This is a genomic window from Streptomyces sp. NPDC104202, assembly GCF_055584185.1.
This window is the reverse complement of record NZ_JBVJMN010000018.1, coordinates 40,434-62,855: the sequence shown is the minus strand read 5'-3', so window position 1 is coordinate 62,855 and position 22,422 is coordinate 40,434. Positions and strand designations below refer to the sequence as shown.

The 22,422-nt window shown below is 73.1% G+C and carries 20 protein-coding genes; 14 read left to right on the top strand and 6 right to left on the bottom strand.

Annotated elements, in window-relative coordinates; translation table 11 throughout:
• The first annotated feature begins 108 nt into the window (after window positions 1–108).
• Window positions 109–1,887 carry a glyoxylate carboligase gene (gene gcl, locus ACZ60W_RS14720; RefSeq protein WP_469755732.1) on the top strand — a complete coding sequence of 593 codons (1,779 nt, stop codon included), beginning with the start codon at window positions 109–111 and terminating at the stop codon, window positions 1,885–1,887.
• 97 nt (window positions 1,888–1,984) lie between these two features.
• Here the strand turns inward: gcl and ACZ60W_RS14715 are convergent, their stop codons facing one another.
• Window positions 1,985–2,962: an ArsR/SmtB family transcription factor gene (locus tag ACZ60W_RS14715; RefSeq protein ID WP_469755680.1), complete on the bottom strand. Its 978-nt coding sequence runs from the start codon at window positions 2,960–2,962 to the stop codon at window positions 1,985–1,987.
• A 73-nt stretch (window positions 2,963–3,035) separates the two neighbouring features.
• On the opposite strand from ACZ60W_RS14715, the gene ACZ60W_RS14710 reads away from it, so the two are divergent.
• Window positions 3,036–4,265 (top strand): MFS transporter, encoded by a 1,230-nt coding sequence (locus ACZ60W_RS14710; RefSeq protein WP_469755679.1) that lies wholly within the window; start codon window positions 3,036–3,038, stop codon window positions 4,263–4,265.
• A gap of 375 nt (window positions 4,266–4,640) precedes the next feature.
• On the opposite strand, the gene ACZ60W_RS14705 is transcribed toward ACZ60W_RS14710, so the two are convergent.
• The 3 genes from ACZ60W_RS14705 to ACZ60W_RS14695 form a co-directional block, all read right to left on the bottom strand.
• The gene (locus ACZ60W_RS14705; protein WP_469755678.1) at window positions 4,641–6,098 is read right to left on the bottom strand and encodes a catalase; all 1,458 of its coding nucleotides are present in this window, start codon (window positions 6,096–6,098) and stop codon (window positions 4,641–4,643) included.
• A 188-nt stretch (window positions 6,099–6,286) separates the two neighbouring features.
• Entirely contained in the window at window positions 6,287–7,177 is an 891-nt protein-coding gene (locus ACZ60W_RS14700) for a 2-hydroxy-3-oxopropionate reductase (protein WP_469755677.1), read from the bottom strand.
• A 44-nt stretch (window positions 7,178–7,221) separates the two neighbouring features.
• The gene (locus tag ACZ60W_RS14695) at window positions 7,222–8,055 is read right to left on the bottom strand and encodes a TIM barrel protein (RefSeq protein WP_469755676.1); all 834 of its coding nucleotides are present in this window, start codon (window positions 8,053–8,055) and stop codon (window positions 7,222–7,224) included.
• 140 nt (window positions 8,056–8,195) lie between these two features.
• On the opposite strand from ACZ60W_RS14695, the gene ACZ60W_RS14690 reads away from it, so the two are divergent.
• The 9 genes from ACZ60W_RS14690 to ACZ60W_RS14650 all read left to right on the top strand — a co-directional run bounded on the left by ACZ60W_RS14690 (window position 8,196) and on the right by ACZ60W_RS14650 (window position 16,194).
• Window positions 8,196–8,447: a YkoF family thiamine-binding protein gene (locus ACZ60W_RS14690; protein ID WP_469755731.1), complete on the top strand. Its 252-nt coding sequence runs from the start codon at window positions 8,196–8,198 to the stop codon at window positions 8,445–8,447.
• A 44-nt stretch (window positions 8,448–8,491) separates the two neighbouring features.
• A complete protein-coding gene (locus tag ACZ60W_RS14685; protein ID WP_469755730.1) occupies window positions 8,492–8,830 on the top strand; it encodes a helix-turn-helix domain-containing protein in 339 nt (112 codons plus the stop codon).
• Window positions 8,831–8,985: 155 nt separating this feature from the next.
• Entirely contained in the window at window positions 8,986–9,510 is a 525-nt protein-coding gene (uraD, locus tag ACZ60W_RS14680) for a 2-oxo-4-hydroxy-4-carboxy-5-ureidoimidazoline decarboxylase (RefSeq protein WP_469755675.1), read from the top strand.
• Window positions 9,507–9,896, top strand: coding sequence for a hydroxyisourate hydrolase (uraH, locus tag ACZ60W_RS14675; protein WP_366309385.1), 390 nt, complete (start codon window positions 9,507–9,509; stop codon window positions 9,894–9,896). The genes uraD and uraH overlap by 4 nt, the downstream gene beginning before the upstream one ends.
• Before the next feature lie 5 nt (window positions 9,897–9,901).
• Window positions 9,902–10,825 (top strand): factor-independent urate hydroxylase, encoded by a 924-nt coding sequence (gene pucL, locus ACZ60W_RS14670; RefSeq protein WP_469755674.1) that lies wholly within the window; start codon window positions 9,902–9,904, stop codon window positions 10,823–10,825.
• Between the two features lie 73 nt (window positions 10,826–10,898).
• Complete coding sequence (locus ACZ60W_RS14665; RefSeq protein ID WP_469755673.1) at window positions 10,899–12,317, top strand: nucleobase:cation symporter-2 family protein; 1,419 nt, start codon at window positions 10,899–10,901, stop codon at window positions 12,315–12,317.
• Between the two features lie 48 nt (window positions 12,318–12,365).
• Complete coding sequence (locus ACZ60W_RS14660; protein WP_469755672.1) at window positions 12,366–13,754, top strand: 8-oxoguanine deaminase; 1,389 nt, start codon at window positions 12,366–12,368, stop codon at window positions 13,752–13,754.
• Between the two features lie 284 nt (window positions 13,755–14,038).
• Complete coding sequence (locus tag ACZ60W_RS14655; RefSeq protein ID WP_469755671.1) at window positions 14,039–15,487, top strand: nucleobase:cation symporter-2 family protein; 1,449 nt, start codon at window positions 14,039–14,041, stop codon at window positions 15,485–15,487.
• Between the two features lie 59 nt (window positions 15,488–15,546).
• The gene (locus ACZ60W_RS14650) at window positions 15,547–16,194 is read left to right on the top strand and encodes an aspartate/glutamate racemase family protein (protein ID WP_469755670.1); all 648 of its coding nucleotides are present in this window, start codon (window positions 15,547–15,549) and stop codon (window positions 16,192–16,194) included.
• Window positions 16,195–16,234: 40 nt separating this feature from the next.
• Here the strand turns inward: ACZ60W_RS14650 and ACZ60W_RS14645 are convergent, their stop codons facing one another.
• A complete protein-coding gene (locus ACZ60W_RS14645) occupies window positions 16,235–16,924 on the bottom strand; it encodes a hypothetical protein (RefSeq protein WP_469755669.1) in 690 nt (229 codons plus the stop codon).
• 166 nt (window positions 16,925–17,090) lie between these two features.
• Between ACZ60W_RS14645 and ACZ60W_RS14640 the strand changes: the two genes are divergently transcribed.
• The 3 genes from ACZ60W_RS14640 (at window position 17,091) to ACZ60W_RS14630 (ending at window position 21,155) form a co-directional block, all read left to right on the top strand.
• On the top strand, window positions 17,091–18,038 hold the full coding sequence (locus ACZ60W_RS14640) for a fibronectin type III domain-containing protein (RefSeq protein WP_469755729.1): 948 nt from the start codon (window positions 17,091–17,093) through the stop codon (window positions 18,036–18,038).
• A 117-nt stretch (window positions 18,039–18,155) separates the two neighbouring features.
• Entirely contained in the window at window positions 18,156–19,241 is a 1,086-nt protein-coding gene (locus ACZ60W_RS14635; protein WP_469755668.1) for a beta family protein, read from the top strand.
• Between the two features lie 96 nt (window positions 19,242–19,337).
• Window positions 19,338–21,155, top strand: coding sequence for a hypothetical protein (locus ACZ60W_RS14630; RefSeq protein ID WP_469755667.1), 1,818 nt, complete (start codon window positions 19,338–19,340; stop codon window positions 21,153–21,155).
• Window positions 21,156–21,236: 81 nt separating this feature from the next.
• On the opposite strand, the gene ACZ60W_RS14625 is transcribed toward ACZ60W_RS14630, so the two are convergent.
• The gene (locus tag ACZ60W_RS14625) at window positions 21,237–22,382 is read right to left on the bottom strand and encodes a GDSL-type esterase/lipase family protein (protein WP_469755666.1); all 1,146 of its coding nucleotides are present in this window, start codon (window positions 22,380–22,382) and stop codon (window positions 21,237–21,239) included.
• Between the last annotated feature and the right edge of the window lie 40 nt (window positions 22,383–22,422).

Sequence of the window (22,422 nt, the reverse complement as noted above, 5' to 3'; positions counted from 1 at the left end):
ATAGCAGAACAGTATTTCCGCATTACGGAAACAGGCCGCGAAAGGCTCCCGAGCCACGGCGCGCGCCCGCATCCGACCGGCCGAAGCAGGAGCACTCCCATGCCTCGTATGACCGCCGCCGCAGCGGCCGTTGAGATCCTCAAGCGCGAAGGCGTCACCCAGGCGTTCGGCGTCCCCGGCGCGGCGATCAACCCCTTCTACCGCGAGCTCAAGAACGTGGGCGGTGTCGGCCACACCCTCGCCCGCCACGTCGAGGGCGCGTCGCACATGGCCGAGGGCTACACCCGCGCCAAGGCCGGCAACATCGGCGTCTGCATCGGCACGTCGGGCCCCGCCGGCACCGACATGATCACCGGCCTGTACTCGGCGATCGCGGACTCCATCCCGATCCTCTGCATCACCGGCCAGGCCCCGGTCTCGAAGCTCCACAAGGAGGACTTCCAGGCCGTCGACATCGCCACCATCGCCAAGCCGGTCACCAAGGCCGCCACGACCGTCCTGGAGGCCGCGCAGGTCCCCGGCGTCTTCCAGCAGGCCTTCCACCTGATGCGCTCCGGCCGTCCCGGCCCGGTCCTCATCGACCTCCCGATCGACGTCCAGCTGACCGAGATCGAGTTCGACCCGGAGACCTACGAGCCGCTGCCGGTCTACAAGCCGCGGGCCACCCGCGCGCAGGCCGCCAAGGCGCTGGGCTTCCTCCTGGAGTCGGAGCGCCCGCTGATCGTCGCCGGCGGCGGCATCATCAACGCCGACGCCTCCGACCTGCTCGTCGAGTTCGCCGAGCTGACCGGCATCCCGGTCATCTCCACCCTCATGGGCTGGGGCACCATCCCGGACGACCACGAGCTCGCGGCCGGCATGGTCGGCGTCCAGACCGCGCACCGCTACGGCAACGCGACCTTCCTGGAGTCGGACTTCGTCCTCGGCATCGGCAACCGCTGGGCCAACCGCCACACGGGCTACAACCTGGAGGCGTACACCAAGGGCCGCACGTTCGTCCACGTCGACATCGAGCCCACGCAGCTCGGCAAGATCTTCGCCCCCGACTTCGGCATCGCCTCCGACGCCAAGGCCGCGCTGGAGCTCTTCATCGAGATCGCCAAGGAGATGAAGGCCGCCGGCACGCTGCCGGACTTCTCCGCCTGGGCCGCCTCCGCGCAGGAGCGCAAGGCCACCCTGCAGCGCCGCACCCACTTCGAGAACATCCCGATGAAGCCGCAGCGGGTCTACGAGGAGATGAACCGCGCCTTCGGCCCGGAGACCCGCTACGTCACCACCATCGGTCTCTCCCAGATCGCGGCCGCGCAGTTCCTGCACGTCTACAAGCCGCGCCACTGGATCAACTGCGGCCAGGCCGGCCCGCTCGGCTGGACCATCCCGGCCGCGATCGGCGCCGCCACCGCCGACCCGGAGACCCCGGTCGTCGCGCTCTCCGGCGACTACGACTTCCAGTTCATGATCGAGGAGCTGGCGGTCGCCGCCCAGCACAAGGTCCCCTACGTCCACGTCCTCGTGAACAACGCCTACCTCGGTCTGATCCGTCAGGCGCAGGGCGGCCTCGGCATCAACTTCGAGGTCAACCTGGAGTTCGAGAACATCAACACCCCCGAGATCGGCGTCTACGGCGTCGACCACGTCAAGGTCGCCGAGGGCCTGGGCGTCAAGGCCATCCGCGTCACCGACCCGGACAAGCTGGGCGAGGCGCTGGAGCAGGCCAAGAAGCTGGCCGTCGAGCACCAGGTCCCGGTCGTCGTCGAGGCCATCCTGGAGCGCATCACCAACATCGCGATGAGCAAGACGGTCGACATGAGCGACGTCACCGAGTTCGAGGAGCTCGCGACCGAGCCCGGCCACGCGCCGACCGCCATCAAGGCCCTCGCGGTCTGACCGCGGCGCCGCACCGCGGCCCCCGTCCCGAAGAGCACCGGGACGGGGGCCGCCCCGCGTCCCGGCGGCTCCGTCCGGAGGCCGCCGGCGTGCTCCGTCACTCCCCGCCCGGCGCCCGGACGAGCGCGCTGCCCGCCTCCGTCCGCTCGTAGAGCACCGACCGGCCCGCCCGCCCGCGGCGTACGAGACCGGCGTCGAGCAGCACCTTCAGATGGCGGCCCACCGATCCGAGACCCTGGCCGGTGAGCGCCACCAACTGGCTGGTCGAGTGCGGGGATCCGAGGCGCACGAGGACCTCCGCGCGCGCCCCGCCCAGCAGTGCGCCGAGGGCCTGCGGCACGAGCGGCCCCGTCGGGTCGGCCAGGACGCCCGCGCACGGGTACACGACGGCGAAGCGCTCCGTCCCCTCCCAGGAGACCCACCCCGTGTCCGCGGTCACCGGGACGAAGAGCAGCCGGCCGGCGTCCACCGCGCGGGGCGGATAGGCGCGGCTGCTGACCTGGAGACGGCCGTCGCCCAGCCAGCGCGTCCTGCCCGGGCACAGCTCGTCGAGCGCCGCGGCCCAGCCTCCCCGGCCCAACCGGGCGGTCCGGGCGACCACATCGGCTTCCAGGGCCCGGCGCCGCCGCGGCCACTCCGGCAGGACGGTCTCCCGCCACACCCAGGTCAGGACCCCGGCCATCCGCTCCGGCAGATCGCGCGCCGAGCGGAGCGGCTCCGGCACCGGCCGGCCGAGCGAGACGGCCAACTGGCCGACGGCGTCGCCCGGTTCGACGGCGCGCACCGCCTCGACCTCCTCCTCGAAGCTCCGCTCGCCGTCGCCCAGCGGCGTCGGCGTGAGGAAGTCGGCGTTCCAGGTGCGTCCGAGGGCGGCCCGGACCAGCAGGGCGTCGAGCGGTGCGGCGGCGAGGCGCTCCCGGTAGGCGGGGAGCCGCTCGGCCAGCCAGGCCCGCTCGCCGGGATGGGAGCCCGCCGCCGCGTGCAGGACCTTCAGGGCCGCGACGGCCTCGGCGAGCGGAGAGATCAGGAACCGGCCCCCCGCGAGCGCGTCCGTACCGATCCGCCACCAGCCCACGCCGCCGCCCCCCCCGGTTTCGCCTCCGCGCGAAACAGTACCGACACCGCCGGGCCTCCCCGAAGCTCCTCGCATGCCCCGCTACCGCGCCCTGTTCCGCGTCCCCGGATTCACCCCGCTGTTCCTCACCGGCTCCGCCCAGACCGCCGCCCAGACCGTCGCCGGTCTCGGCCTCGCCACCCTCGTCTTCCGGGCGACCGGGTCCCCGCTCCTCTCCGCGCTCGCCCTGTTCGGCCCCTCGCTCGCCCAGCTCCTCGGCGCGACCACGCTGCTCTCGGCGGCCGACCGGCTGCCGCCGAGGACCGCGCTCGCCGGCCTCGCCCTCCTCCTCGCCCTCTGCACCGCCGTCCTCGCGGTGCCCGGCCTCCCCCTCGGCGCCGTCTTCGCCGTCCTCCTCGCCCAGGGCCTCGCGGGATCGCTGGGCGGCGGCGTGCGGCACGGGCTCCTCGACGAGATCCTGCCGCGCACCCGGTACCTGCTGGGCCGCTCCCTGACGAACATGTCCTCGGGCGTCTGCCAGATCGCCGGCTTCGCGTCCGGCGGGGCCCTGGTGGCCCTCCTCTCGCCGCGCGGCACCGTCCTCGTCGGCGCGGGGCTCCACCTCGCCGCCGCCCTCTGCGCTCGGCTCGGCCTCGGCCGGCGCCCGCCCCGCGCCGCCGGCCGGCCGTCGATCGCCGAGACCCGGCGCGGCAACGCGCGCCTGTGGTCGTCCCCCGCCCGCCGCCGCTGCTACCTCGCCCTCTGGGTGCCCAACGGGCTGATCGTCGGCTGCGAGTCGCTCTTCGTGCCGTACGCCCCCGGGCACGCGGGGCTGCTCTTCGCCTGCGGCGCGCTGGGGATGCTGGCCGGCGACACCGCCGTCGGCCGCTTCGTACCGGCCCGGCTGCGCGAGCGCGTCCGCTTCCCCCTCCAGGCGCTGCTGGCCGCCCCGTTCCTCCTCTTCGCCCTCGACCCGGGAGTGCCGCTCGCCGTCGCCGCCGTCACCGTCTCCTCCGTGGGGTACGGCGCGAGCCTGCTCCACCAGGAACGACTGATGGAGCTGGTGCCCGAGGAGCTCGGCGGGCACGCCCTCGGGCTGCACGTCTCGGGCATGCTCGCCCTCCAGGGGCTGAGCGCGGCGCTGGCAGGCACCCTCGCCCAGTCCACCTCCGCGCGGACCGCGATGGTGGCCTTGGCCGTGGCCTCGCTCACCGTGACGCTCGCCCTGGCCCGGGCCGACCGCCTCGACCGCTCTGGACGTGATGGACGTGATCGGCAGGACCGGCGGGACGAGCGTCCGGCGGGTCGACGGCGGACGGCCTGAGCGCCTCGAAGTCCGGACACACAAGAAGAGCGCGGAACCAGGGACCGTAAACCTGGTTCCGCGCTCTCCGGCTTGATGACCGCCCGACGGCACGAGGCTGGCGCGACAGGACGTTCGCGCCGCCGGGCGGAGACTGTGGGCCCCTTCCGGGGCTGGGCGTTGGGACCGCGGCGGTGCCGACGGGCGCCGGCCGTCCCCTTCTTTCAGGTCAAGAAGGAGGGCCGGGAGCCCTTACCACCGCACTGGCTCGGCGCCGCCGCGGTCCTCACGCTTGTCCGGTCCGCCGGCCACCCCTCATCCGGGCCGGCGATCCGGACCGCGTACGGCACTGACCTCCCGTCAAGCGCCGTACGCAGTCTGGTTGCTGCGGTGTGCTCAGTCCTCGCGCAGGGCGCGGACCGCCTCCGCCACGCGCTTGCCGTACTCCGCGTCGGCGGCGGCGAAGTGCGCGAGGTTCTTCTCGATGACGTCCTCGCGGGACACCTGGGACAGGCCGCCCGCGATGTTCGCGACCAGACGGCCCTTCTCGTCCTCGGACATCAGGCGGTAGAGCTCGCCGGCCTGGAAGAAGTCGTCGTCCTTGGTGTGCTGCGGCGCCTCGTGGGTGCCGGTCCAGCCGTGGATCGCGAGCGGCGCGGCGAGCGCGGCGTCGGTCTGGGCCGGGCCCTGGTACGAGTTGGGCTCGTAGTTCTTGTCGTGACGCGAGCCGTTGCGGGTGGCCATGAGGCCGTCCCGGCCGTAGTTCTGGGCCGTGGTCGCCTTGGGGGCGTTCACCGGCAGCAGGGTGTGGTTCACGCCGAGGCGGTAGCGGTGGGCGTCCGCGTAGGCGAAGAGGCGGCCCTGGAGCATCTTGTCCGGCGAGGGGCCGATGCCCGGGACGAAGTTGTTCGGGGAGAAGGCGGCCTGCTCGACCTCGGCGAAGACGTTCTCCGGGTTGCGGTCGAGGACCAGGCGGCCCACGCGCTGCAGCGGGTAGTCGCTGTGCGGCCACACCTTGGTGAGGTCGAACGGGTTGAAGCGGTACTCGGCGGCCTCGGCGGCCGGCATGACCTGGACGTACAGGGTCCACGAGGGGTTCACACCGCGCTCGATGGCCTGGAGCAGGTCGGTCTGGTGGGAGTTCGCGTCCTTGCCGACGAGCTCGGCGGCCTGGTCGGCGGAGAGGCTGCGGATGCCCTGGTTCGTCTTGAAGTGGTACTTGACGAAGAAGGCCTCGCCCGCCTCGTTGGTCCACTGGTAGGTGTGCGAACCGTAGCCGTTCATGTGCCGGTACGAGGCCGGGATGCCGCGGTCGCCCATGAGCCAGGTGATCTGGTGGGTGGCCTCGGGGGCGTGCGCCCAGAAGTCCCAGACGTTGTCCGCCTCCTGCTTGCCCGTGAAGGGGTCGCGCTTCTGGGAGTGGATGAAGTCGGGGAACTTGATCGGGTCCTTGATGAAGAACACCGGGGTGTTGTTGCCGACGAGGTCGTAGTTGCCCTCTTCGGTGTAGAACTTCAGGGCGAAGCCGCGGGGGTCGCGGACCGCGTCCGCGCCGCCGAGCGAGTCGGCCACGGTGGAGAAGCGGATGAACGTCTCGGTCTTCTTGCCGACCTCGGAGAGGAACGCGGCCTTCGTGAAGCCGGTGACGTCGTCGGTCACCTCGAAGAAGCCGTACGCGCCGGAACCGCGGGCGTGCACCACGCGCTCCGGGATCCGCTCACGGTTGAAGCGCGCGAGCTTCTCCAGCAGGTGCTGGTCCTGGAGGAGGAGGGGGCCACCGACGCCGGCGGTGGCGGAGTTCTGGTTGTCGGCGACGGGGGCGCCGGACTCGGTCGTAAGCACGCGCTTCGACATCGTGACCTTCCGTACGGGGAGCTCTGCAGACGGTGCGAGGAGCGTAAATTCGGCTCGAACGTAACGTCAACAGTTTGTTGAAAAGGAAGTGTGGTGTTCCGGTCGGCGGCGACGCCTTGGGCGCGACAGGACAGGTGTCAGCGCCGCCGCCGACCGGAAATCAGGGGCCCCGGTGTGGGGCGGGTGGGTCAGACCTGCTGGCCGGAGAGGCGCTCGACGGCGCGCAGCAGGGCCGAGTGGTCCAGGCCGCCGTCGCCCTGCGCACGCAGGGAGGCGACGAGCTGGGCGACGACGGCGCCGACCGGGAGGGCCGCACCGACGTTGCGGGCGGCGTCGGTGACGATGCCCATGTCCTTGTGGTGCAGGTCGATCCGGAAGCCGGGCTTGAAGTCCCGGTTCAGGAAGTTGTCCTTCTTGCGGGTCAGCACGGTGGAGCCGGCCAGGCCGCCGTTGAGGACGTCCAGGGCGGCCTGGAGGTTCACGCCGGACTTCTCGAGGAAGACGACGGCCTCGGCGCACGCCTGGATGTTCACCGCGACGATCAGCTGGTTGGCGGCCTTGACCGTCTGGCCGGAGCCGTGCGGGCCGCAGAGCACGATGGTCTTGCCGAGGGCCTCCAGGATCGGGAGGGCCTCGTCGAAGTCGGCCTGCTCGCCGCCGACCATGATCGAGAGCACGGCCTCGATCGCGCCGGCCTCGCCGCCGGACACCGGGGCGTCGATGACGCGGATGCCCTTCTCGGCGGCGTTCTTGGCGAGGTCCACCGAGGTCTGCGGGGTGATCGACGACATGTCGACGATCAGCGCGCCCCGGCGGGCGTTCTCCAGGATGCCCTCGGGGCCGTAGGAGATGGCCTCGACCTGCGGGGAGGCGGGCACCATCGTGATGATGACGTCGGCGTCCCTGACGGCCTCGGCGATCGAGCCGGCGGCGGTGCCGCCGGCCTGGGTGAGCCGGTCCAGCTTGTCCTGCTCCAGGGTGAAGCCGGTGACCGGGTAGCCGGCCTTGAGGAGGTTCTCGGACATGGGGGAGCCCATGATGCCGAGGCCGATCCACGCGATCTTGGGGAGGTTGCTCATGAGGGTGCCTCTCAAAACAAGGTGATACGGGGAGGTGGCCTGGGTCAGCGAGCCGGGCGGGCCTCGGCGGGCAGCCACTCGAAGGACGCGGCGGCGTCGGCGGCCTTGTACTCCAGGCCGACCCAGCCGTCGTAGCCGGCCTTCTTCAGCTCGTCGAGGAGCTGTTCGAGCGGCAGGTCGCCGGTGCCCGGCGCGCCGCGGCCCGGGTTGTCCGCGATCTGGACGTGGCCGGTCTTGGCCGCGTACTCCGCGATGACCCGGCCGACGTCCTCGCCGTTCATCGACAGGTGGTAGATGTCGAGGAGGAACTTGGCGTTGCCGAGGCCGGTGGCCGCGTTCACCTTGTCGATCACCTCGATGGCGGAGGGGGCGCTCACCAGCGGGTAGAGCGGCGACTCCGGCTTGTTGAGGGTCTCGACGAGGAGGATCGCGCCGATCCGGTCGGCCGCGCGGGCGGCCAGGACCAGGTTCTCCAGGGCGAGGGTGTCCTGGATCTGCGGGTCGACGCCCTCCACGCGGTTGCCGTAGAGCGCGTTGAGCGCCTTGCAGCCGACCGAGGCGGCGAAGTCCGCGGCCACCTCGATGTTGGCGCGGAAGCGGTCGGACTCCTCGCCCGGTACGGAGAGGGCTCCGCGGTCCGGGCCGGGGAGCTGCCCGGCGTAGAAGTTCAGTCCCACCAGCTGGGTGCCGGCGTCCTCGAGGGCCTGCTTGAGGGCGTCGAGCTCGCTCTGCTCGGGGGTGGCGGTGTCGATCCAGGGCCACCACAGCTCGACCGCGGTGAAGCCCGCCGCGGCGGCGGCCGCGGGGCGCTCCAGGAGCGGGAGTTCCGTGAAGAGGATCGACAGGTTCACATCGAAGCGCTGGTCCGTGAATCCCATGAGGGGCGGCGCTCCTTCCGTATTGCGGAAGTAAGTTTCTGTCTGACGGAATGTTGCAAGGCGGGCGGCGTACTTGTCAAGAGGTCCCCGCAGGTCCGGGGCTCCCGCCGGGCCGAACGGGGCCGTAGCGTGGGGCCATGGTGCGTTTGAGAGTGGAGTTCACGACCGAGCCGTTCGACCTCGACGAGGCGCCGGCGCACGCGGTCGTGGCCCGTGAGGTCATCCAGTCGGCCGCGCTGGACGCGGTCGACGTCGGCCCCTTCGGCAACACGGCGGAAGGCGGCGCCGACGCGGTGCTCACCGCGGTCGACGCGCTGCTGCGCCGGTCGCTCGCGGCCGGCGCCACCCGCGTCTCGCTCCAGGTCAACGTGATCGGCGAGGGGGAGAAGTGAGCGAGCACCCCTTGGTCGCGGCCGTGAAGCCCCTGGTGGACGCCATGGGCGCCGAGCTGCTCGTCCCCGCGCAGGCGGAACCCGACGACGTCGTCCTCGCCTGGGAGGGCGAGGACGTCCTGGCCGTACGGCTGCCGCAGCTGTCGGACTCCCTGGACCACATCCTGGCGGCGATGGAGCGGCGGCACGGGATGCCGCTGGCCGAACTCGACCGCAAGTCCAAGCAGGAGGTCGTCCGCCTGCTGGAGGCCCGCGGGGCCTTCTCGGTGCGCCACGGGGTGGAGACGGTGGCCGGGGCACTCGGTGTCAGCCGGTTCACGGTGTACAACTACCTGAATCGCGAGACCGCCCTGAACAGGGAAAAGGCCGCCAAGAACGACTAGTTGATCATGTGTGGCCAAGAGCCGTCGTCCGGATGTCGGGACGACGGCTTTTGTGTGGCCGAGTTTTCAACAAAGTGTTGACGTCGTGTTGCGGAGGGCGTTAGCTATCCGCAGCCCGTCCGACGCACAGCGAAAAACAGCCACGGAGGCTTCCCGTGACTTCAGGTACGACACCGGGTCTCACCCGGTTCAACACCTCGGCGGACAGCGAGGCCCTCGCCGCGCTCCACGAGGTGTGCTCCAGTTCGGCGTGGGGGAGCAAGCTCCTCGCCCAGCGCCCGTACTCCACCGCCGAAGCCCTCTTCCTCGCCAGCGACGCCGCCATGGCCGAACTGACCGCCGAGGACCTGGCCGACGCGATGGCGGGCCACCCGCCGATCGGTCGTCCGAAGGAAGGGGACCCGACCTCCTCCCGCGAACAGAGCGGGATGGCCGGCGCCTCCGCGGAGCTCAAGGCCGAGATGCTCGAACTCAACCTGGCCTACCAGGACAGGTTCGGTCATGTCTTCCTCATCTGCGCCACCGGCAGGACCGGCGAGCAGATGCGCGACGCGGTCCGCGAACGGATCGGAAACACGCCGGGTGAGGAGCGGGAGATCGTCCGCACCGAACTGGGCAAGATCAACCGCATCCGGCTGACCCGTCTCGTCGAGACCTCCGAGGAAGAGAGCTCCGCATGAGCACCGACACCACCGCCTCGGTGTCCACCCACATCCTGGACACCAGCATCGGCCGCCCGGCCGAGGGCGTCGCCATCACGCTCGCGGCCCGCAGCGGCTCCGGCGCGGAGTGGGTCACGCTCGGAGGCTCCGCCACCGACGCGGACGGGCGCTGCAAGGACCTGCCGGCGCTGCCGGAAGAAACCACCCACGTGCGTCTCGACTTCGAGACCGAGACGTACTTCGCCAAGAAGCAAGCCGAGGCGCAGCAGGACGCCCCCCGCGTAAGGGACAGCGGTGCGTTCTTCCCGGAGGTGGCGATCACGTTCGCCGTCACGCCGGGCGAGCACTATCACGTACCGCTGCTGCTCAACCCGTTCGGCTACTCCGTTTACCGAGGGAGCTAGCAGACATGCCCACGATTCTCGGCCAGAACCAGTACGGCAAAGCAGAGAACCGCGTCGTCAAGATCACGCGGGACGGCGCCACCCACCACATCAAGGACCTCAACGTCTCCGTCGCCCTCTCCGGCGACCTCGACGACGTCCACCTCACCGGCTCCAACGCCCACTGCCTCCCCACCGACACGACGAAGAACACCGTCTTCGCGTTCGCCAAGGAGCACGGCATCGAGTCCGCCGAGCAGTTCGGCATCCACCTCGCCCGCCACTTCGTGACGAGCCAGGAACCGATCAAGCAGGCGCGCATCCGGATCGAGGAGTACGCCTGGGAGCGCATCGCCCCCTCCGACGCCAACTCCAAGTTCATCGGCGCCGACGAGGTCAACCACTCCTTCGCCCGCAAGGGCCAGGAGACCCGGGTCACCCAGATCACGTACGACGGCCGGAAGTGGGAGGTCATCTCCGGCCTCAAGGACCTCGTCGTCATGAACTCCACCAACTCGGAGTTCTGGGGCTACATCAAGGACCGGTACACGACGCTCCAGGAGGCGTACGACCGCATCCTGGCCACCCAGGTGTCCGCCCGCTGGCGCTTCAACTGGACCGACGACGACCAGCGCATGCCCCACTGGGAGCGGTCGTACGAGCAGACCAGGAAGCACATGCTCGAAGCCTTCTCGGAGACGTACTCGTACTCCCTCCAGCAGACGCTGTACCAGATGGCCACGCGCATCATCAACCACCGCTCGGAGATCGACGAGGTCCGCTTCTCGCTCCCGAACAAGCACCACTTCCTCGTCGACCTGGAGCCCTTCGGCCTCAAGAACGACAACGAGGTCTACTACGCCGCCGACCGCATGTACGGCCTCATCGAGGCCACCGTCCTCCGCGACGGAGCCACGGCGCAGATCCCGGTCGACATGACCAACCTCTAAGCGGCATCCGCGTGACCGGCCCCGCCCGCCCGCAGTCGGGCGGGGCCGGTGCACCGGACCGGAGGGAACAACCATGGCACAGCCTGCAAAGGGGCCGGCAACCGCCGAAGGCCCGTGTTCCACCCCGCCGTCCACCACCACCCCGGCCACGGCCGAGTGCCATCCGGTGGACGAGAAGCTCCCCGCCTCGCGGCTCGTCCCCGCGGCGCTCCAGCACATCGCCGCCATGTACGCGGGCGTCGTCACCCCTCCGCTGATCATCGGCCAGGCGGTCGGCCTGGACGCCGCCGGCATGACCCGGCTCATCGCGGCAAGCCTGCTCATCGCCGGCTGCGCCACCATCCTGCAGACCCTCGGCATCCGACGCTTCGCCGGCAACCGCCTCCCGTTCGTCAACGCCGCCTCGTCCGCCGGCATCGCCCCGATGCTCGCCATCGCCGAGACCAGCGCCCCCGGCCACCAACTGCCCGCCATCTACGGCGCGGTGATGGTCGCCGGCGTCTTCTGCCTCGCCGTCGGACCCTTCTTCGGCCGGCTCCTGCGCTTCTTCCCGCCGCTCGTCACCGGCGTCGTCATCACCCTCATCGGGGTGACCCTGATGCCCGTGCCCGTCGGCTGGGCCCAGGGCGGAGACCGCACCGCCGCCGACTTCGGCGCCATGAAGTACCTCGCCCTCGCCGGCTTCACGCTCGTCGTCATCCTGCTCTTCCAGCGCTTCGGCAAGGGCTTCGTCAAACAGATCGCCCTGCTCCTCGGCCTGCTCATCGGCACCCTCGCCGCGATCCCCTTCGGCATGGCGGACTTCGGCACGCTGCGCGAGGCGCCCGTCGCGGCCCTCCCCGCGCCCTTCGCCTTCGGCGCCCCCGAGTTCCAGCCCGCCGCGATCCTCTCCCTCTGCATCGTCATGCTGGTCCTGATGACCGAGTCCAGCGCCGGCATGCTTGCCCTCGGAGAGATCTGCGACCGCCGCAGCGACGGACGGACCATCACCCGCGGCCTGCGCACCGACGGCATCGCCACCCTGCTCGGCCCCGTCTTCGGCGGCTTCCCGACCTCGGCCTTCGCCCAGAACGTCGGCGTCGTCTCGCTCACCCGGGTCCGTTCCCGGTACGTCGTCGCCGTGGCCGGCGGAGCCCTGATCGTCCTCGGCGCCTTCCCGGTCCTCGGCGCGGTCGTCTCCACGGTCCCGATGCCCGTCCTCGGCGGCGCCGGCATCGTCCTCTTCGGCTCGATCGCCGTGAGCGGCATCCGCACCCTGTCGGAAGCCGGACTCGACGACAGCTCCAACATCATCCTGGTGGCCGTCGCGCTCGGAGCGGGCATCATCCCGCTCGCCGCGCCCACCTTCTACGCCGGCTTCCCCGCCTGGGCGCAGACCGTGCTCGGCTCGGGCATCAGCGCGGGCGCGCTCGTCGCCGTCCTGCTCAACCTGTTCTTCCACCATCTCGGCACCCGGAGCCGTCACACCGCTCCGGCACTCAAATCCTCCTAGGGTCCTGCCGTGCCCACACCACCACAGAGGAATGAAGGAACCACCGCCATGGCAGCACCTTCGGCAGCCCAGCGCATCGTCATCGAGAACGCGGCGATCGCGACCGTCGACGCGAGCGACACCGAGTACGCCTCCGGGTACCTCGTCGTCGCCGACAACCGGATCGAGTCCATCGGCGCCGGCACGGCGCCCGAGGGCCTGGAGAACGTGGTCCGCCGGATCGACGCCACCGGACACCTGGTGACGCCCGGCCTGGTCAACACCCACCACCACTTCTACCAGTGGATCACCCGGGGTCTGGCCACCGACCACAACCTGTTCAACTGGCTGGTCGCGCTCTACCCGACCTGGTCGCGGATCGACGAGTCGATGGTCCGCGTCGCCGCCCAGGGCTCCCTGGCGATGATGGCCCGCGGCGGCGTCACCACCGCCATGGACCACCACTACGTCTACCCGAAGAACTCCGGCGACCTCTCCGGTGCCATCATCGGCGCCGCCTCCGACATGGGCGTCCGCTTCACCCTCGCCCGCGGCTCCATGGACATGAGCGAGAAGGACGGCTTCCTGCCGCCCGACTTCGCCGTCGAGACCACCGAGGGCGCGCTCGCCGCGACCGAGGAGACGGTGCGGAAGTTCCACGACGCCTCCTTCGACGCCATGACGCAGGTCGCCGTCGCCCCCTGTTCCCCCTTCTCCATCTCCACCCAGCTGCTCAAGCAGGGCGCCGAGCTCGCCCGCCGGCTCGGCGTGCGGATGCACACCCACGGCTCGGAGACCGTGGAGGAGGAGAAGTTCTGCCACGAGCTCTTCGGCATGGGCCCGACGGACTACTTCGAGTCCACCGGCTTCCTCGGCGAGGACGTGTGGATGGCGCACTGCGTCCACATGAACGACTCCGACATCGCCGCCTTCGCCCGCACCGGCACCGGCGTCGCCCACTGCCCGTCCTCCAACGCGCGCCTCGCCGCCGGCATCGCCCGCGTACCGGACATGCTCAGGGCCGGCGTCCCCGTCGGCCTCGGCGTCGACGGCACCGCCTCCAACGAGTCCGGCGAGCTCCACACCGAGCTGCGCAACGCGCTCCTCATCAACCGCCTCGGCGCCCACCGCGAGGCCGCGCTCAACGCCCGCCAGGCCCTGCGCCTCGGCACCTACGGCGGCGCGCAGGTCCTCGGCCGCGCCGACAACATCGGCTCCCTCGAAGCCGGCAAGCTCGCCGACTTCGTCCTCTGGAAGATCGACGGCCTCGGCCACTCCTCGATCGCCGACCCGGTCACCGCCGTCGTCTTCGGCGCCGCGGCCCCGGTCACCGCCTCCTTCGTCAACGGCAAGCAGATCGTCGAGAACAACCGACTGCTGTTCGCCGACGAGGAGCAGATCGCGCGCGACGCGCGCGCGGAGGCCCAGCGCCTGGCCCGCATCACGGCCCAGGTCTGACCTCCCCACGGAGTCCGACCGAGGGGGACGGCCCTCGGTCGGTCGCCGCGGACCCGAGCGGGGTCCGCGGCAGCCGGACCGGGCGGTGCCGTACGCAGAAGACGTACGGCACCCCCGGCTCGGTGAACCCCGCCCGCACCCCCACCGGGCCCGTCCCGCGCCGCCCTCTCCGCGCGCACCCCGCCCCACCGCACCGAGCCGCACCTCCTGCACCCCGCACCGCATCGCACCACCTCCCTGAACCCCGCGTCACCGCCGACGCGTAACCGACCGGAGGAACCGCCGTGGCCGCCACGCCCCAGGTTCGCAATGCACCAGCCGCAGGCTCCGCCCCCGAAGACCGTGAGAAGCATCCGGTCGACGAGACGCTGCCCCCACTCAAGATGCTCACCAGCGGCCTCCAGCACGTCGCCGCCATGTACGCGGGCGTCGTCGCCCCGCCGCTGATCGTCGGAGCCGCCGTCGGCCTCTCCGGCACCGAACTCACCTTCCTGACCGGCGCGAGCCTCTTCACCGCCGGTCTCGCCACCTTCCTGCAGACCCTCGGCGTCTGGAAGATCGGCGCCAAGCTGCCGTTCGTCAACGGCGTCACCTTCGCCGGCGTCGCGCCCATGCTCGCGATCGTCGACACCACGGAGAACAAGGCCGACGCCCTCCCGGTGATCTTCGGCGCGATCATCGTCGCCGGACTCCTCGGCTTCCTCGCCGCCCCCTGGTTCTCGCGCCTCGTGCGCTTCTTCCCGCCGGTCGTCACCGGCACGGTCATCACCCTCATAGGCGTCTCCCTCCTCCCGGTCGCCTTCGGCTGGGCCCAGGGGCCCAACCCCAAGGCCCCGGACTACGGTTCGACGACCTTCCTCTCCCTCGCCGGCATCACGCTCGTCGTGGTCCTGCTGCTGCGCCGCTTCACCCGCGGCTTCCTCAAGCAGATAGCCGTCCTCGTCGGCCTCGTCGTCGGCACCGTCATCGCCATCCCGTTCGGCGTCACCGACTTCTCGCCGGTCACCGAGGCCGACATCGTCGGCTTCCCCTCGCCGTTCCACTTCGGCGGCCCCCAGTTCGCCCTCGCCGCGATCATCTCCATGTGCGTGGTCATGCTGGTCTCCATGACCGAGTCCACCGCCGACATGCTGGCCCTCGGTGAGATCGTCGACCGGCCCGCCGACGAGAAGACGATCGCGGCCGGACTGCGCGCCGACACCCTCGGCTCGGCGCTCAGCCCGCTGTTCAACGGCTTCATGTGCAGCGCCTTCGCCCAGAACATCGGCCTGGTCGCCATGACCCGGATCCGCAGCCGCTTCGTCGTCGCCTGCGGCGGAGGCTTCCTGGTCCTGATGGGCCTCTCCCCGGTCGCCGCCTCGCTGATATCCGTCGTGCCCCGGCCCGTGCTCGGCGGCGCGGGCGTCGTCCTGTTCGGCTCGGTCGCCGCCAGCGGCATCCAGACCCTCGTCAAGGCCGGACTGGAGAAGGACAACAACGTCCTGATCGTCGCCGTCTCGCTGGCCGTCGGCATCATCCCGATCACCAAGCCGGACTTCTACCACGCCTTCCCGGAGACCGCCCAGATCATCCTGGACTCCGGGATCTCCACCGGCTGCGTCGCGGCCGTCCTGCTCAACGTCGTCTTCAACCACCTGGGCCGGCGCCAGGACGACGACGACGTCACCGCCCCGATGGAGCCGGGCGACGAGATCTCCGGCAGCCACACGGCGAAGGCGGCGCACGCCCACTGAACCGCCCGCCCGTCCCGCCGCACGCCCCGGCCCCCGCGCACGCCGCGGGGCCCGGGGCGGTGGTGCTGATCAACCCCAACACCTCCACCGCCACCACCGCGATGATGACGGCCATCGCCCGGCGCACCCTCGGCCCCGGCCGCCCGCTCCGCGGTGTCACCGCGGCCCGCGGGCCCGCCATGCTCACCGACCCCGCCGCGCTGCGGGCCGCCGCCCCCGAAGTCCTCGCCGCCGGCCTCCGGGCGACCGCGGCGGGCGACTGCGCCGCGCTCCTCGTCGCGGCCTTCGGCGACCCGGGCGTCGAGGAGCTGCGCGCGGCCACCTGCGTCCCCGTCGTCGGCCTGGGCGAGGCGGCCCTGCGCGAAGCCGCCGCCGGCGGACTCCCATTCGGCGTCGCCACCACCACCCCGCTCCTCGCCGACGCCATCGCCGAACGCGTCACGACCCTCGGCCTCGCCGGCCGGTACACGGGCGTCCGTCTCACCGCGGGCGCCCCCGAGCGCCTGTCCGGCGACCCGGCGCTCCTGCTCGACCGGCTCGAACGCGCCGTCCGTGCCTGCGCCGATCGGGACGGCGCGCGGTCCGTCGTCATCGGCGGCGGCCCGCTCGGCGAGGCCGCCGAGCACCTGCGCGAGCGCTGCGGCCTCCCGGTCGTCGCCCCCGTCCCGGCCGCGATCCGCGCCGTCACCCGTCTCCTGACGGTCTGACAGGCCCGGAGCGGCGCACGGGCCGGGTCCGGCCACCGGCTCACCCCTCCACCTCGATCCGGCGGCGGCACTCGGGCGCCAGCGCCGGGTAGGCGGCGGCGATCGCCTCGTACAGCCTGCGCCCGAGCAGCCGCTCCGCCTCGGCGCGTCCGGTCGCCCCGTACAACCCGTCGAGCAGGGACTCGTACCGCGCCAGGGCGTGCCGCAGATAGGCGACCTGCCAGCGCACGAGGGAGCCGGCGGGAGGCCCGCCCGGCGCCCCGCGCGTGCGCCCGGGCCCGCGTCCGCCCGCCCCGCCGGCCGCACTCCCGCCCGCGCCGCGGCCTCCTGCCCCGGTGTCGGGCCCCGTGGGCCCCGCCGAACCGGGACTTCGGCCCGTCAGGGCGTGCCGGTGGCGGACGGCCCGCCGCTCCAGCTCGGGCCCGGGCAGCCGGGGGACGTCGATGGGCTCGGCGCGGACGGCGGCGAGGACGGCGGCGCGGCGGCGCCCGGCGTGGGCCTCGGCGGCGGCGGACCGGGCGGGCGCGCGGGCCGAGGTCTCGGTGAACTCGGGTGTCCGCTCCAGGCTCTCCACCCGGGCCAGCAGATAGAGCCGCACGGGCGCCAGGGACCAGCGCCGCGGGTCGCGCCCCTGGACGTCGGGCGTGCCGAGCAGGTCCCGCACCATGGCGTCGGTCCAGCCGCGGCGGCGCACACCGGTGAAGCTCACATAGATCGTACGGTCCGTCATGATTCCCCCCAAGGTGGCTACGGAGCGTGACGAATCCAGTGAAGCGCACCCCACTGACAACGGTCCGTGACGCGGGTCTTGCGAGGGTGCCGCCGACTGTGCGATATAGGTCTGGACCTTTCCGACGGACGGAGGCCGGCCCGTGCAACGCCCTCTCGCCGCAAGCCTGTTGACCGCACTAGGGCTGAGCCTGGCGCTCACTCTCACGGCCTGCTCGGCCGCCGCCGCACCCGAGACGCCCGACACCCGCGCCCCCACGACGCCCCTCGGCGTCACCGCCACCGCCGGCAGCGCGAGCACCGTCCACGTCATGTGGAGCGCTTCCACCGACGACCGGGCCGTCGGCGGCTACACGGTCTACCGCGAGGGGACCAAGGTCAAGGACGTCCCCGCCACCACCCTCATGACCGACGTCGTCGGCCTCGCCCCCGGCACCCGCCACACCTTCACCGTCCGCGCCCGCGACACCGCCGGCAACCGATCCGCCCCCAGCGCCCCCGTCGCCGCCACCACCCCCCGCGCCGCCGCCGAGGACCGCACGCCCCCCACCGCGCCCGGGGCCCTCCGGGTCACCGCCGACGGCAGCCGCGCCGCCACCCTGCACTGGACCCCGGGCCGCGACGACACCCGCGTCACCGCGTACGACGTCTACCAGGCGGACACCCGCATCCACACCGTCCCCGGCACCGCCACCACCGCCCGCCTCACCGGCCTGCGCCCCGGCACCGCCTACGCCTTCACGGTCCGCGCCCGCGACGCCGCCGAGAACTCCTCCCCGGACAGCGCCGCCGTCGACCTCACCACCACCCCCGCGCCCGGCGCGCCCCCCAACACCGCGCCCAGGGGCCTCACCGCCACGTCGGCCAGGGGCGAGATCACCCTCACCTGGACCCCGCCGCGCACCGGCGCCCCCGTCACCCACCACGAACTCCACCTCGACGGCCGCTTCGCCACCACCATCGTCTGGGGCACCACCCCGCCCCCCGGCCGGGCCACCTACACCTTCCCCGTCCCCGACGCCCCCGGCACCCGCTACACCGTCACCCTCCGCGCCCGGCTCCCCGACGGCACCTGGGGCGACTTCTCGGCCCCGAGGACCGTCGTGGTGCGCTGACCCCGGCTCACCGCACCGGCCCGCACCGGCCTTGGCCGGAATCGCACCCTTTCGCCGCGCACCGCCACGTCGCACTCTGCGACCAGGGGACACCACGGGCTGCTGGGGGGCGCGCCGATGACCGGACCGGTGACCGAGCCGATCTACGTACCCGCGCTGCCCGCCCGGCGCAGCGCGTTCGCCGCCTACGGAGGGCTGGCGCCGGACGTCCGGGCGGCCGTCGCGCCGCTCTGGACGGTCCCGCCCCGCGTCGGCCCCGAGCGCGCCCCGGGCAGCCGGCCGCCCCACCCGCCCGACCCCGACCCCCTGGCCCTCGGCGGCCACGTCCACCGGGCCCTGACCGGCATCGCGCGCGTGCAGCGCGACCGCCCCGCCTGGGTCGACACCCGCCACGTGGAGAGCGGCCCCCGCGTCCTCGTCACCGGCCCGCCCCCGCTGCGGCCCGTGACCGGCCCCGAGCGCGCCGCCTGGCAGCAGACCGCCTGCGCCGAGGCCGCCGCGGCGGGCGGCGACGGCCTCGGCATACGCGTGCGCCCGGACGGCGCCCCCGCCACCCGCTGGGCCGAGGGCGTCGACCGCCTCCTGCACCGGATCGCCTTCGCCCGCTGCCCCGTGGACCTCCTCCTCGACCTGGGGAGCGTCGACGACGCCGACGACACGGCCGCCCGCACCGCGCTCCACGCCCTGGAGCTCCTCGGCCCGCTCCACCCCTGGCGCGCCGTCGTCCTGCTCGCCGGCGCCTTCCCCCGGACCCGCCCCGAGGGGTACGGAGCCGCCCTCACCGAGACCGGACGGGCCGACCGGGACCTCCGCGACCTGCTGCGCCACACCGGCCGGAGCCCCGGCCCGCAGCCCCTCTACGGCGACTACGGCGCCCACGACCCGGCGAGCGCCGACCGGGTCTCCGACACCGGGCACGACCCCCTCCGGGGCGCGGTGCGCTACACCACCCGCCGCACCTTCCTCGTCGGCGAGGTGCGCGCCGGAGGACCCGGCCCCCACCACGCCGTGCGCGCGCTCGCCCGGGACATCGTCGACTCCGACGACTTCCGGGGCGCGTCCTACAGCCGCGGCGACCGCTGGCTCCAGGCGTGCGCCGACGGCACCGGCCCGCCCGGCACCGGACACCCGGACGCCTGGATCTGCGCCGGCCACCTCCAGCACCTCACCCACACCGCCCGCGAGCTGCGGCGCAGCGCCTGACGGGCGCCGCCCGCGAGGAGCCGCCGGGCCGCGCCGACACACCTGTCCCGTGCGCCGTGCCGCCCGGAACGAGCGGCCCGGATCTACCCTGGAGTCGTGGCCGAGACCGTACTCACCAACACCGGGCTCGACAGGTTCCTCGAACTCCTCGACGGAACACCCGAGCGCCGGGACCCCGTGTTCACCCGCGCCGCCGAGGCGGTGCTGGGGCTGCTGGCCCTCCGGGGCGCCGACCGCGGCACGGGGGTGCCCGAGCCGACACCCGGACTCGTACGCCAGCTGCTCGTCGAGGACCTGCCCACGTTCGTGTTCGTGCCGCCCGGCGAACTCGCCGCCTACCCCGCCGTCCTGGGCGCGCTCGCCGCACGCTTCGACGGCGGGCGCGGCGAACGGGTGGCCGCCGTGGTCGCGGAGACCGGACCCGACTTCGAACGGGCCATGAACGACCCCGGGAACCTCACCTGGCACCGCTGGTACGCCTCCCTGCTGCGCAGCTGCGGCGCCGATCTCGCCGACCCCGAGGACGTACGGCGCCGGCTCGCCGCGCTCGACGGCGCCCCGCTCCCCGACGGCGTGCACCGGGCCGACCTGATGGGCCGGACGGAGCTGGCGGAGGTGCTGCTCGCCGAGGCGCTCACCCGGGCGTACGTGCGGGACGCCGAGGCTCCGCCGCCCACCGGGCCGCTCCTCACCGACCACGCCGTCGCGACCGGCATCGGGCAGGTGGCCGCCGCCTTGCGGGACCGCTGGACGGCCGCGGGGCTGGCCGAGCAGCTCGCCGGACCGTACGCGCGCTTCGCGCCGGGACCCGACGCCTTCCCGCACCTGGTCCTGGCCGACGCCCTCCTCGACGAGCACCTCGACTACTACGGGGACCCCGCCGCGCCCGTGCCCCCGCCGCCCGCCATCGAGACCGTGGCGGGACCCGGCGCCGCCGCCTCGGTGGAGGCGGACGCCGACGCGCTCATCGCCGCCGTCGAGGAGCTGGCCGAGGAGGAGTTCGAGCCCTACGGGGGCGAGGCACCGCACCTGCTCTACGCGGTCTACCAGCGCGGCTGCTCCGCGGAGTCCGTCGCCCGCAAGGCCGCCGAGTACGAGGACTGGGCCGTCGACCCGGACCTGGAGGACCTGCCGGTGCGGGTGCCCGCCGAGGCGCCGCAGGAGTACGCGACGCCGCCGCTCCCCGAACTCGTCCGGCTCCTGGGCACCACCGAGCTGGACGAGGCCGACCGGGCCCGGCTCGAAGGGCCCGCCCGGGACCTGGCCGCCGCGCTCGACCGGCTCGCCGCCACCGGCCTGGTCTTCCGGGCCGGCGACGCCTTCGGGCTGACCCCGCGCGGTGCGGGCGTCGTGCGCTACCTCCTCGGCGTGCGCGGGATCGTCGCGCCCGACGCCGCCCGGGCCGCCGCCTGGAGCGCGCCGGTCATGGCCGCCGCCGCGGCGGGCTGGCCCTCCTGCGTCGCCGCGCGCGTCCTCGCCGACTGGCTCCACGCGCGCGGGGACACCGCCGAGGCGTGGTCCGCGCTGCTCGCCGCGCTCGGCACCGTCCACGCCGGCACCGACGACGCGGCCTCCGTACGAGCGCTCTTCACCGTCCTGGATACCGGCGCCGCTCCGGCCGACGCCCTCCGGGGCGCCCTGCGGGACCCGGTCCTGGGTGCCTACGCCCTCCAGGCCCTGCGCGAGCGGGACGAGCCGGCGGACGCCATCCAGGTGCGGACCTCCGCGCGTGCCCTGCACCTCCTCGACGCGCTGCCCGGCAAGAAGGGCCCGCTGGAGTCCCGTCGTACCGCCTTCGACGAGGCGGCGTCCGCCTGGCCCGGCGGTTCCGCCGCCCTCGTCCGGGCGATGGCGGCGGCGGACCGGCACGAGGCCGAGCGGGTCCTCGGCCCGCTCGGCATCACGTTGCCCTGACCGCGTCCCGTCCGTGCTCTGGACGGCGTCCGCGCCCGGCGTCCGCGCCCGGCGTCCGCGCATGGCGGGCGCCGTGCGCGGCTAGCCTGCGGCGAGGTACATGCCCGAGGGTCCCGCGCCCGCGGTGTTGCGGCAGCTGTGGTTGCCGGTCGGGCGGGCGTGGACGAGCGCCAGACAGCGGCCGAGGGCCTGCTGGCCGTAGGCGTTGGGGTGCATCGACTCCTGGACGAGCCCCTGGGTGCTCTGGCTGTCGATCCAGCGCGCCCACTCGCTCGTCGTGCCCGACGGGGGCAGGGAGGCCGTCACCTGCCGGCTGGCCCTGGCGCAGACCTCACGCCCCTGGAGGGCGTCGCGCAGGTCCATGAACTGCACGCCCTTCGCCGCGGCGACGCCCTTCAGCCGGTTCGCGAGCTGGGGGACCAGGGAGTCCCGCGCCCAGTCGGAGTCGGCGTTCCAGAAGGGGCAGCCGCCGGTGTTGGTCCGTGTCCAGCCGCTCTCGCCGTAGCGGTTGTCGGCCGCGCGCGGGATGGGGGAGGGGTACGACTGGAGGACGATCCGGTAGTCCGACGCGGCGTATCCGGCGGCGGACATGACGGCCCGGATCTCGTCGACGGAGGTGCCGACGTCCGCCATCACCCCGTCGATCCGCGCGTCCACCACGGCCTGCTGGTCGTCGTGACAGTAGGAGTACCAGACGATGTAGTCGGTGGCGCAGGTGGTGATGATGTCGGCGAATCCGAGGTCGTTGCCGCCGATGGACAGGGCGATCAGCTTCACGTCGTGCGAGGCGGCCACGGCCGCCAGCTGGTCGGCCTGCGGGGCCTCGCCCTTGTACGCCTGGCCGCCCCGCGAGGCGCGGATGACGTTCTTCGTCGTCGCCCCGGAGCAGGCGAGGTTCACCAGCGCGCTCGCGAGCGCGCCCGCGCTCTTCACCTCGGCGGTGTCCGAGCGGTGGCAGCCGCCCGCGGTGGAGCCGTACACCCGGGACGGGTCGTAGCCGCTGCCCGTCCAGGCCCGGTCGGTGCCGTTGCGGGCGCCGCTGTTGGTGAGGCTGTTGCCCTGCCAGCGGCCGGCCTCGCCGGAGATGTAGCTGTCGCCCATGGTGACGACGGCGGTGGGCCCGGTGCCGGCGGAGGCGTGGGCGGACGGGGCGGCGACGGAGGCCAGCCCGGCGGCGGTACACAGTGCCAGGAGTGCGCGCAGCGCACGGTGGGGGGACGGAGGCATGGCTGTGCTCCTGCGGTCTGCAGTGACGTGGGGGACAGCC